This window comes from Bifidobacterium sp. N4G05, assembly GCF_002742445.1.
GTDB classification, from domain to species: domain Bacteria; phylum Actinomycetota; class Actinomycetes; order Actinomycetales; family Bifidobacteriaceae; genus Bifidobacterium; species Bifidobacterium hominis.
Window position 1 is genome coordinate 1 of record NZ_NJNQ01000011.1, and the last position, 11,579, is coordinate 11,579.

Sequence of the window (11,579 nt, forward strand, 5' to 3'; positions counted from 1 at the left end):
GCAGGCGGTTATGACCGCCGTGGCCGTAAGTACGGCATGCCTCATGCTGGTCACCGTGGTGTCGATGGCGCTGATGATCATCACCGACTGCTCGCTGTGCGACGCACTGTTCGATACCTGCTCCGCGTTCGGCCTGGGCGGCTACTCGGTGGGCGTGGCCAGTGAAAGCAGCCCAACGGCGCTATACATTCTCGCCGCCACCATGTTCATCGGGCGTCTCGGACCGCTCACCATCGCCTACGCGATTTCGCGTCCACACAATCTCGAGGCCGTCCGCTACCCCACCGAGCAGATCGTGGTCGGCTGACGATACGGCTTCATATACTTGCAGTTGCCTGCAATCACACATGAATATAGTTTTTTGAAGACGGAATTTCGAAAGGTGTATAACATCATGGCTAACAACACCAGAAGCGTTCTCGTAGTTGGTTTGGGGCGTTTCGGCAGCTCTGTGGCCACCACGCTCGACATGATGGGTCAGGATGTGCTCGCCGTCGACAAAGATGGCGAACTGGTGAACCGTTGGTCTTCGCAGATTCCCACCGTGCAGGCCGACATGACCGATGTGATGGCGTTGGAGCAAATCAACGCATCCGATTTCGACACGGCCGTCGTGGCCATCGGCGACAGCGTCGAAGCTTCCGTCATTACCGCCGGCAATCTGCTCGACGCCGGCATTTCCGACATTTGGGCCAAGTCCGTATCGAAGGAACACGCCCGCATTTTGCAGCGCATCGGCGCACGCCACATCATCAACGCGGAAACCGATGCAGGCAAACGCGTCGGACATCTTGTGTCCGGCAACTATCTCGACTACATCGAACTTGAAGGCGCATACAACGTCGTCAAAATACATACCCCCGCACACGTGGTCGGCTACACAATCGAAGACGCTCGCGTGCATGAACGTTTCGGCATCACCGTGGTCGGTATCAAATCCCCGGGCAAGGAATTCGAATACGGTTCGAAAGAGCTCATCATGCACCGCAACGACGAGCTCATCATCATGGGCAAGCAGGATCAGATCGACCGGTTCCTACGCGGCTGACATGCTCGTTCCATATGGAAAAATCCGGAATTTCATAATCATGATTTCCGGATTTTCTTTTACTTATTTACTTGGCCCGTCCAAAGACAATCGTTATTTTCTGTGCGGCGCTCTCAACGCAAGTAAAGCGACAAGCCGGAGGAACAGGCAGCCAACCTGTTCAGCGCCGGATCATGGCCTTGGGATGGCCGGGCCCGTTTACAGTGTTGGTGTTGTTCGCTCAATCTCTTTTGGGAAATGTCACCGCCCCCACCGTCTGGCTTCCCGAACTTACTCAGGGTTGCCGTTATTCCCTTGCGTTAGGAAGAAAACCTCCTCTCATAAACCGAGACATTTTTTCATCAATTCCAAGTGGGTTAAGAAGAAAAAATCAAAAAGTTTTTTTCATGCGTTCAAGGCCACGCTTGATCGACTGGCGAATAGACTCCTCATGTACGCCCTCGGCCTCGGCAATTTCCTTAATCGACTTGCCAAGAATGATATGTGCATCAATTCTGCGGCCTTGGATCTCCGGCAGAGAATTGAGAGCGTTCCACAGACGAAGAAAGGTTTCCATTCGTTCAAGGAGCTCCTGCGGGGTCGGCTCATGTAGGCAAGCGGAATACTCAATCCCGTCATCGCAGTCCAGAGAATACTGCGCCTTGTGCCGGGAGAGCCGCCGCTGGTAGGCCATTTCGTAGCGGGCATCGGCCTTGAATACCTCGGCAACCTCGTCAGAAACTTCGATAAGCTGATCCTGCGTGTACCAATAATAAAGATCTTTCAGATTGATAGTAGTCATCGTAAAATCCTCCATTTCAGTTTGTTCGGGGTTGGCCGGAAACGAAATGGAGTAATGGCGGAGAACGGCACCGCACCTCGGGACACTTTGTCTCGAAGTCTGGAAAGCAAAATGCGCCTGCGCGACACAAAGCCGCACAAGCGCACGAAAAGATATTATCGGTTATGTACTGTTTAATTTCACATTCAAAACTGGACTGCTCCGATGGAGGGGCTACGCTTTTTTAGCTGGTGCAGATCACGCGAACAATGAAATAATAAAATGGACACGGCAATACCTCCCGGGAACCGCCGTGTCTTAAAAAAGGGTGACTTTAATACACCCTCCGTATTTCTACTTTTTGAAAAGAAAACGGCGGCTTGAAATTGCTATTTCAAAACCGCCGTAAGGCTACTGTATTTTGTTTTGGCGCATAGAAACTCAGCCTCCGAAACAACGGTTTTTTTATTATCCCGTTGGGCGGATAAAAGTCTATGATATAAAAAAGCAGAGCCAATAACCTACATCAGTAAGTGGTCATCGGCTCTGCGTCTTTGCGTCTGGCTCTTTGATAACAATTATTTGAAAACCTTTTGCATCAATTAAATTTTCTTGTTTGCATTTTGGGCAAAACAAGGGAAAATTTTTTAGTTCTGTATTGTATCTAACTTTGATCCGTGTTTTATTACTACACACTGGACAATATATCCACTGCTCATCTATTATCATTTTATCGCCCCCTATGTTTAGCCTTTTTCTTTTCTTGCCGTAAGGCATATTGACGTTCCTGTTCAGCTTCACGCTGTTCTCGACTTTTTGTCTTTCGTTCAACTTTGTTTTGCTCATGTTGCAATTTCAATGCTTGTTGAGCTTTAGTTCCAATTCCTCTATTTTGCAAGTGCTTGTTAATTTCGCGTTGCATTCGTTTAGGACTTATTCTTCGTTCTTCAACAACCTCATTTTTTATAGGCGGGCTAAACTTCAATTTGCCCCAATTTTTTAGCAAAAACTCATATACCTCGTAGTCTTTCGGCTCAGCCCCAAAGGTTATTTTACAAACTTCATATTTATCATTGTCAAATCGTTCATACAATCCAATCCAAAAAGGATCTTCAAACAGAATAGTTAGGCTACATTTCATCTAATCAATCCTTTCAAACTGTTCTCGAAATGTATCAAGCCATTCTAAAAGCGTTTTATAAAGAAGTCCCTGTTGTTCAATAATGGTTTTCCCAACGAGGGGAATATTAGAGTATTCTGTTAAGTATTCCTCGTTAGTGCCGACAGAAACTGTAATGCTTTCCTTTAACTTGGAAATCAGATCAAGAGCAGCATCTTTATTGAGTTTATTTAGATTAGCAATAACAACATTAAAATCAAATAGTAAGGGAACTGTTTGAGTAGCATAATATTGCATCAAACTATTAAAATAATCTTTTCCCTCATCAGTAATGGAGTACACTGCCTTATCCGCAAATCTATCCCCTTTAACAATATCGCTTCGAAGATAGCCTTTTTCACTTAACTGTAAGACTTTTCGATAAATTGAAGGTATGCTTATTTTTGTCCATCTCGAAAGATGATGATATTCAATATCTTTCTGTATGTCATATGCACTTTGCGGTTTTTCAGCTACAATCCCAAGAATCACTAAATCTATTGTTGACATTATTTAATACCTCCAGTTTGCTATTATCAATATTACTATTGTTGATAGCAAAAGTCAAGTATGCACACCAGCTTTTTATAGTGAAAATATTCTTCAATTTCATAAGTGAAATTAAATAGTCAGTAGTATGAAATTCAAAATCGTTCAAATAATATCACATGAAATGTAAAATCATATCAGGTGATGTTATGAAGATAGAACGAGATGAAAGACGCTTTGATTTTCACGATATAGGGCTCGCCATCAAGCGGGCAAGAGAAGCCAGCGGCATGACGCAGGAGCAACTGGCCTATATTGTTGACCGCGCTCCGCGTACCAGTATATATAACGAAAATGACGGCCAGCATCCAAGCCTCAACACCTTTTATCAGATGGTCACAATGTTTGATATATCGGTGGATCAATACTTTTACCCGTCCCAAAATAGCGGGAGCGAGTGCAGAAAGCGGATTGATGCCATGTTGAACGCCTTGGACGAAAGAGAATTGAAAATCGTTGAAGCTACAATCCAAGCGATGAAAGCATCGAAAGAAACGGAGGAAACGTAAAAGAAAGCGTAACCTCCTTTTTTTGCGCCATGTTGCGGGTTACGCGTTTTGGCAAGCAATTCGGATGTGGCCACACTCCGAAATTTTTGCAGGGCGCAGGGCCCGCAAAAATGCTTGTTGGGGAGCTCCCCAAACCCGCTGTACTTCGGGACAAATTGTCCCCAAAGTACAGGTGCGCTGCACCGTAGTCTGCGGCCCGCCACTATCGTTCCTGGGCCTTATTTTCACGCTCGTCTGTTATGCCGAGCAGATGATCAATGTTCGCTTTATTGCCACGGCCTCCCGCATTTGCCGCTGGGTCTCCCGGTATTCTGCATAAAGCTCTTTTTTCTGTCCCGCCAGCTCACGGCGGGATTTTTTTAGTGTTTCAATCTTATGGAAAAACCGGAATTTCATGATCATGATTTCCGGATTTTCTTTTACTTATCTTATTTGCCTTGCCTACACTGCAGACACGGTTTTCTCAATCAGCCACTGTTTCATTGCATGACCGCGTACAGCAGATATTCGATATTGCCATGCGTGCCTTCAATGGGAGATACCGTTGTGGCGCGCACGTCAAGCCCGTTGCATTCCGCGCATGCCACGACGGATGCCAACGCCTGTTCGCGTAATTCCTGACTTTCGACAATCCCGTTTTTTCCAAGGTTGCCCTTGCCGACCTCGAATTGCGGTTTGACCAGTAGCACGATCTGTGCCTGCGGTGCGGCGATTCTTGCGATCACGGGAATCACATAGGTCAGGGAAATGAACGACACGTCGGAAACAATCATTTCCGGACGATACGGCAAATCATCCACATACACATCGCGAATATTGACGCCGCTCATTTCGACAATACGATCGTCATGTGCGATTTTCGGGTCTAACTGTCCATGTCCGACATCCAATGCGATGACCTGCGCGGCATCATTACGCAACAACACGTCACAGAAACCTCCGGTGGACGCGCCAATATCCAAGCAATGCAATCCCTGCGCTGAACGCAATCCTGCGTCGGCGAATCGTTCGAACGCGCCGACCAGCTTGTATGCGCCCCTGGAAACGTAACCGTCTCCCCTATCTGCTGTGATGACGTCATCGCAACAGACTTTCGTTGACGCCTTGGTGACGGTGACACCGTTCACACTGACTTTGCCGTCCGCGATCAAACGTTGCGCTTTGGAACGACTGTCGGTCAGACCTCGTTCCAACAACGCAACGTCAAGACGAACTACTCGAATGGAATCACTGTTTCGCAATGGTTTTCCAATAATCGGCATGAACTGTCCGCTAGGAAATACGGAATTCCGGAACGATGATGCTGCTCACGTCGCGTCCGCTGTCAGCAGCGGCCCACATGGCACTGCATGCGGCACGCAACCCGTCGACGCTGGTGACGTCGGTGACATACAGACGATCGCCGTCAACACGAGCCTTCGCATCGCGGCACAGCCATGCGCCCTCATCATGCACCACTTCAGGAGCAGGCTCGTTAAGGCCGCGCAAATCCTTGGCGATGTAGGTTGGGCGAAGATGCGCCGGCGCGAACATGAGTTCGTTCGGATTAGTGACGCCGGTCAACACCGCAAGGGAATCATATCCTCCACGATTGCCCGCCTCGATATCGGTGTCAAGACGGTCTCCAATGGCGAGGCACAGTTCCTTAGCCACCGGATCGTCACCATCATGGGCTGCGAGAACACGCGCCTCATCATACATGGCGGATTCCGGCTTGCCTGCGGACGAGACCGGTTCCACACCGGTGGCGTTGATCACCGCCATGATCATGGAACCGCATCCCGGCGCAATGCCAAGCTCGCGAGGAATGGTCAGATCACGATTGGTAACGAAATAGGTCGCGCCATGCTCGACTGCATAAGCGATCTGCGCCATCTCATTCCATGACATGTCGGGATACCAGCCTTGAATGGCGACAACCGGCTGCTCTTCCGCACGATCGACGACCTCAAGTCCCTGCTTGGACACTTCCTCACGCAGATGTTGGGCGCCAAGCACGAAAACCTTCGAGCCTTCAGGCACGGCACGCGCCACCATTCGTGCGGCGACAACCGACGAGGTGATGACCTGCCATGGTTCGACTTCCAGATCGAACCCTTTCAGCTGGTCCGCTACCACGGACTGCAATCTGGACGAATTGTTGGTGGTGTATTCCACCGTCATGCCCGAAGATTCGGCCTTGCGAATGTTCTCGGCGGCATGTTCCACAGGGTTCTTGCCGCGGTAAACCACACCATCAAGATCAAGCAACGCCAGCTTGTACGCCTCGCTGAGCGGCTGATTCGTGGACTTCAGCATGTGGGCCACGCACCTCACTCGTTGTCTTCGGAGGCTTCGGAAGACTCCTCGGCCTCATCTTCGTCGCTGTAGGCTTCGCCTTCCACGGTTTCATCCGCCTCGTTGGCTTCGGCCGGCTCAGCGTTGACCTGAGCCGCCGGCTCGTCATCGGATTCCGCGCCAGCTTCCGCCTCCTCGGCCTCAAGCTGGGTTTCATCGCTGGTTTCGCCGTTCTCGCCGATGGCTTCGGATTCGCCTTCCTCATCTTCAGGATCTTCCGGGGCGTACTGCGCGTCATCTTCGGAAATGCCAAGCACATCCATGAGTTCGTCGTTCAGCTCCTGCATATCGTATTCGACAACAAGATCATCGGAAGTCTCATCATCCTCAACATCGGCATACTGCAGTTCGAGCTTGTCAAGCAGACGATCCAATGCGATGGCCTCATCGGTACGACCGGCCTCTTCAAGGAAGTACTGTTCGGCCTGCACCGCACGCATGCGGTATTCGCCGGCCAATCCCTTGGAACGACCCAGCGTATGCACGATCTCAATGGCCTTGTCCCACATCTTCAGATCGCCCAAGGCGCCCGCGTAAACCAGGAACATTTCAGCCTTGGCTTCGCCGCGCAGATACTTGGCGTCGTCGCTCGCTGCCACTTCGATGGCCTTCTTCGGCTCTCCCATGCCACGCTCGCAGTCGGCGATGAACGGCAGGTAATCCAGGAAACCGTTCATACGGAACGCGGTACGGAACTCGCGTAGTGCAAGCTTATAATCACCCTGACGGTATGCCACGAAGGCGAGCGTCTCACGAGCAAAATCAATGCGGGAAGCCTGACGCGCCACCCACTTGGCGTGTTCGAGAGCCAGTTCCGGATTGCTTTCCTCAAGCGTGTATGCGGCAAGAATGTGCAGACCGATGTTCTCCGCATGCTCCTTCGACAGTCCACGCAGGCGTTCACGATCGTCGGTGGTGAGCATGCGCCATTCGATACCCTTCGGCATCTTCGGCTCGTCAGGACGACGATGCGTGTACGGATTCTGAGAGGGGAAGCTCATCGTGCCATCGGAATTGCGGCGTGGCTTGGCCATGTACTCGCCACGCTTCTCCTCACGGTAAGCCATCTTCTCTTCACGGGTGAACTCGCGGCGTTCCTCACCCTGCTGCTGGTCACGATCCTTGTGGAAGTCGCGACGCTGGTCGTCACGACGGAAGTCCTTACGATCACCATCACGGAAATTGCGACGGCCGCCGTCACGACGATCATTGCCACGGTGGTCATCGCGGTGGAAGTTGCGGCGTTCGCCATCACGGCGGAAGTCCTTACGATCACCGTCACGATGGAAGTCACGACGCTCACCATCACGGTAGTTGCGGCGTTCACCGTCACGATGGAAATCCCTGCGATCGTTGTCGCGGTGGAAGCTACGGCGATCACCGTCACGGTGGAAGTCCTTACGATCACCGTCACGACGATCGTCACGACGGAAACCGGAACGCTCGCCATCGCGCTGATAGCGCGGATTGTCTCCACGACCGCCACGATAACCGCGATAATCGTCACGACGCTCGCCGTCACGGTTGAACTTGCGCGGACCGTTATGGAAGCGGCGCTCCTGGCCTTCCCCCTCACCGTCACGACGGAAATCGCGGTCGCGGTGGAAATTGCCGCCATTGCCTTTGCGATATCCGCCCTTGTGGTCGTCGCTATGGAAGCCTCCGGCCTTGTGGCCGTAGGACTTGCCGCCATTGCCACGCGGCTTGAATCCCTTGCCGCCGCGATTGCCCGGCTTGCCCGAGCCGTAGGACTTGTGGTTGCCGTAGGACTTGCCGCGCGATCCGCGCTGTTCTTCTGCCATGCTGTTCCTTATATTCCTTATATCCCTTGAGGATGGTCTTCGTTTGTTCTTTGCTTACGTTTGACTGCGCCGCTCGCAATCGCCTCACGCGTTTTCGACGACGCCAAGGGCCTTCTTGCCACGACGAATCAATGCGAAACGGCCATACAGGAAGTCGTTTTCGTTCAAAATCTGCTCTTCGTCTTCAACACGAGCGTTGTTCAGATACACGCCGCCGGCCTTGATCGTCTTGCGCGCTTCGGAAATCGACTTAAACAGTCCGGCCTTCATGCCGGCTTCCGCCACACGGTCGCCCACCGTGGCCTTGGCGAACTCACCATCGATCTTCACACCGTCAAGAGCAGCTTCAAGCGTAGCCTCGTCAACACCTGCAAGATCGCCGCCACGGCCGAACAGCGCACCAGCCGCCTCAATGGCCTGTCGGGTGGCTTCCTCACCATGAACCAGGCTGGTGACCTCCCAAGCCAAGGTGCGTTGCGCCTCACGCGCGCCCGGATTGGTCTTGCTTTCCTCCACAAGACGTTCAATCTCCACCTTCGGCAGGAACGTGAACACCTTCAGCAGGTTTTCCATCTCGCTGTCGGGACGGTTGAACCAGAACTGGTAGAACTTGTACGGGCTCAGCATGTTACCGTCGAGCCAGACGGCGTTGCCCTCGGACTTGCCGAACTTCTTGCCCTGAGCGTCGGTGATGATCGGGCTGGTGAACACGTTCACATCCACGCCACGTACCTTGTGGATCAGATCAAGGCCGGACGTGAGGTTGCCCCACTGGTCGGATCCGCCAAGCTCAAGCACGCAATGGTATTCGTCGAACAGGTGCAGGAAGTCGTTGCCTTGCAGCACCTGGTAGCTGAACTCGGTGAAGGAAATGCCATCTTCGGAATTCAGTCGACGGGCAACGGTGTCTTTGGCGAGCATGGTGCCCAAACGGAAGTTCTTGCCAACGTCACGCAGGAAGTCGATGACGTTCATGGAGGCAGTCCAATCGTAATTGGACACAAAACGAACCGAGTTGCTGCCTTCCACTTCGAGAATGCCGCCGATCTGCGCCTTCAGACGCTCGGCCCAACCAGCCACGACATCCTTCGGATTCAACGTGCGTTCGCCCGACTGGCGCGGATCGCCGATCAAACCGGTGGCGCCGCCGACCAAAGCAATCGGATGATGACCCGCAGCCTGAAGATGGCGCATATTGATCAGCTGCACCAGATTGCCGATATGCAGGGAAGCTGCGGTCGGATCAAAACCGCAATAATAGGAAATAGGATCTCCGTTCAACGCTTCGGCGAGTCGATCCCTGTCAGTGGACTGGGAAATCAACCCGCGCCATTCCAGTTCATCGAGGACGGACTCGAAACCGGCCTCCTTGAAATCGATGACGTGAGCCATAGCTGTGCTTTCTCCCTATTGAATTGCGGATGATACTGCGTTTTACGCATCCTACAGTTTCGCAGAAGATGAAGACAGGCACACGCGGTGTTTTTGCCATCATCCATCAACCATCGTGCATACAAGTAAAGTTAGAAGGAGAATCCCCATACCAAGAAGGGAGATATCTGTATGGACCGCAAAGGCATGAAGGTTGCGGCTAAGAAAGCCCAGAGAAAACATTATTGGATGATAGTCGTCATTTGCCTGTTCGCTTCGGTATTCGGTGTTGCGTACGCATCATCGACGCTCTCGGTCAACATCAACATTTCGGTCAGCACCCCGCAAACAGAGGATTCCACGCAATCCAACGATATGTATGGCGTATTGCGGGATCTTGCCATAGGCAATGAAGACAATGCCCGTGAAAAAGTCAAGCAAAACCAAGAGCAGATCGTCAACAACGATACCGATGCCATGTTCGGCCGCCGTCGCGGCGTAATCGCGTCCCTGCTCAACTCGTTTGCATCAGGATCGCTGGTGGTTGCCATTGTCGATGCCGTCAATTCCGTCATCCATAACGGCGGAATCTCCATTGCGGTTCCAATCATTCTTTCTTTTGCCGTCTATATTTTCATCTGGCTGTTCATTCAGGAAACGTATCGCGTCGTCATGATGCGCATGCTGTTGGAAGGACGATCCTACGACAAACTGCCGGCATCGCGCTTCCTTTACCCCATCCACACGCACGCATGGCTTCGGATAGCCTGGACCATGTTCGTGGAAAACGTGTTCCTGTTCCTTTGGAGCCTTACCATCATCGGTTTCTTCATCAAACAGTATTCCTACCGTATGGTGCCGTATATCATTGCGGAGAATCCAAACATCAAAGCCTTAGACGCTATTCGCCTGTCCCGACATATGATGGAAGGGCATAAATGGGAATGCTTCGTGGCGGACTGCTCGTTTCTTGGCTGGTATCTGCTCAACCTCGTCACTTTTGGTCTGATCGGTATCTTTTACTCCAATGGCTACAACGCCGCATTTTTCGCCGAGTATTACGTGTATCTGCGCACGTTGGCCAAGGACAACGGCATTGAAGGCGCCAAGATGCTCAACGACGAATACCTGTATGCCAAGGCCGATCCGCAAACGCTTCATACCGCATATGCCGACGTCGCCCAGTCCGTGGCACAGCTCGAACAAGGACTCTCCCCCGCCCTCAAGCCGCGTGGATTCACCGGAATCCTGTCCGAATGGTTCGGCATCCGTATTCTGCATGCCGATGCGGTGAACCGTTATGAGGAATATCGCGAGGATCTTCATCAAATGCAGATTGGCAAGGATATTTTGGAAGGTAACATCTATCCGGGGCGTCTCGCACCTGCTCCCATATCATTCAAATTCCGCGAATCACGTACGATCAGTGCTGACCGTAGCTATTCGCTGGTCAATCTAGTCATGATGTTCTTCATGTTCTGCTTCGTCGGCTGGGTGTGGGAGGTAAGCCTCGCATTCATTTCCGAAGGCATGTTCGTGAATCGTGGAACCTTGCATGGCCCATGGTTGCCGATTTACGGCACTGGCGGAGTGATCATTCTGATTCTGCTCAAAAAGCTGCGTGAGAAGCCCGTATTAGAGTTCGTGGCGACCATGGTGCTGTGCGGATGCTTGGAATACTTCTCGTCGTGGTATCTGGAAATGACGCATGACGGCCAGCGTTGGTGGGATTACACCGGATACTTTCTAAATGTCAACGGCCGTATCTGCGCCGAAGGATTATTGACGTTCGGCCTTGGCGGATTGGCCATCGTCTATTTGCTGGCTCCGGCCCTCGACAATCTGCTCAGCCGAATCGATACGCAAAAGCTTAGCATTGTGGCTGTCATGCTGCTCGTGCTGTATTGCGCCGACCAAGTGTATTCCACACAGCATCCGAATATCGGCGAGGGCATCACCGACTACAAGGGATCAGATACGTCGCTGGAAGCGCCCATTCCGTACGAAATCAGTAAACGATCCAATGGACTGCCATAGCGTGATT

At 51.8% G+C, this 11,579-nt stretch carries 12 protein-coding genes and 1 pseudogene; 4 read left to right on the plus strand and 9 right to left on the minus strand.

Going from position 1 to position 11,579, the window contains the following annotated elements; all coding sequences use genetic code 11:
• Positions 1–307, plus strand: a pseudogene (locus CE153_RS08515) (potassium transporter TrkG); the annotation flags it as partial.
• An 87-nt stretch (positions 308–394) separates the two neighbouring features.
• A complete protein-coding gene (locus CE153_RS08520) occupies positions 395–1,048 on the plus strand; it encodes a potassium channel family protein (protein ID WP_033501112.1) in 654 nt (217 codons plus the stop codon).
• A gap of 370 nt (positions 1,049–1,418) precedes the next feature.
• Here CE153_RS08520 and CE153_RS08525 read toward each other — a convergent pair whose 3' ends face one another.
• From CE153_RS08525 to CE153_RS08540, 4 genes are all read right to left on the minus strand, one after another.
• Entirely contained in the window at positions 1,419–1,829 is a 411-nt protein-coding gene (locus CE153_RS08525) for a sigma-70 family RNA polymerase sigma factor (protein ID WP_015560007.1), read from the minus strand.
• Between the two features lie 516 nt (positions 1,830–2,345).
• Positions 2,346–2,654, minus strand: a complete 309-nt coding sequence (locus CE153_RS09190; RefSeq protein WP_427177975.1) for a cysteine-rich KTR domain-containing protein — start codon at positions 2,652–2,654, stop codon at positions 2,346–2,348.
• On the minus strand, positions 2,539–2,949 hold the full coding sequence (locus CE153_RS08535) for a YjdF family protein (RefSeq protein WP_039198537.1): 411 nt from the start codon (positions 2,947–2,949) through the stop codon (positions 2,539–2,541). Before CE153_RS08535 ends, CE153_RS09190 begins: the two co-directional genes overlap by 116 nt.
• Positions 2,950–3,477 (minus strand): PadR family transcriptional regulator, encoded by a 528-nt coding sequence (locus CE153_RS08540; RefSeq protein ID WP_039198539.1) that lies wholly within the window; start codon positions 3,475–3,477, stop codon positions 2,950–2,952. It abuts the gene before it with no gap.
• Positions 3,478–3,665: 188 nt separating this feature from the next.
• Between CE153_RS08540 and CE153_RS08545 the strand changes: the two genes are divergently transcribed.
• The gene (locus CE153_RS08545; RefSeq protein WP_039199920.1) at positions 3,666–4,025 is read left to right on the plus strand and encodes a helix-turn-helix domain-containing protein; all 360 of its coding nucleotides are present in this window, start codon (positions 3,666–3,668) and stop codon (positions 4,023–4,025) included.
• Between the two features lie 237 nt (positions 4,026–4,262).
• On the opposite strand, the gene CE153_RS08900 is transcribed toward CE153_RS08545, so the two are convergent.
• The 5 genes from CE153_RS08900 to tyrS all read right to left on the minus strand — a co-directional run bounded on the left by CE153_RS08900 (position 4,263) and on the right by tyrS (position 9,556).
• The gene (locus CE153_RS08900; RefSeq protein ID WP_162473489.1) at positions 4,263–4,427 is read right to left on the minus strand and encodes a hypothetical protein; all 165 of its coding nucleotides are present in this window, start codon (positions 4,425–4,427) and stop codon (positions 4,263–4,265) included.
• Positions 4,428–4,504: 77 nt separating this feature from the next.
• A complete protein-coding gene (locus tag CE153_RS08550) occupies positions 4,505–5,287 on the minus strand; it encodes a TlyA family RNA methyltransferase (protein WP_180753470.1) in 783 nt (260 codons plus the stop codon).
• A 10-nt stretch (positions 5,288–5,297) separates the two neighbouring features.
• Complete coding sequence (locus CE153_RS08555) at positions 5,298–6,323, minus strand: HAD-IIA family hydrolase (protein WP_099595883.1); 1,026 nt, start codon at positions 6,321–6,323, stop codon at positions 5,298–5,300.
• Positions 6,324–6,337: 14 nt separating this feature from the next.
• Entirely contained in the window at positions 6,338–8,164 is a 1,827-nt protein-coding gene (locus CE153_RS08905; protein ID WP_180753471.1) for a tetratricopeptide repeat protein, read from the minus strand.
• An 84-nt stretch (positions 8,165–8,248) separates the two neighbouring features.
• A complete protein-coding gene (gene tyrS / locus CE153_RS08570; protein WP_099595885.1) occupies positions 8,249–9,556 on the minus strand; it encodes a tyrosine--tRNA ligase in 1,308 nt (435 codons plus the stop codon).
• Positions 9,557–9,727: 171 nt separating this feature from the next.
• Here tyrS and CE153_RS08575 point away from each other — a divergent pair, with 171 nt between their 5' ends.
• Positions 9,728–11,572, plus strand: coding sequence for a DUF975 family protein (locus tag CE153_RS08575; RefSeq protein WP_039198552.1), 1,845 nt, complete (start codon positions 9,728–9,730; stop codon positions 11,570–11,572).
• Positions 11,573–11,579: the final 7 nt, after the last annotated feature.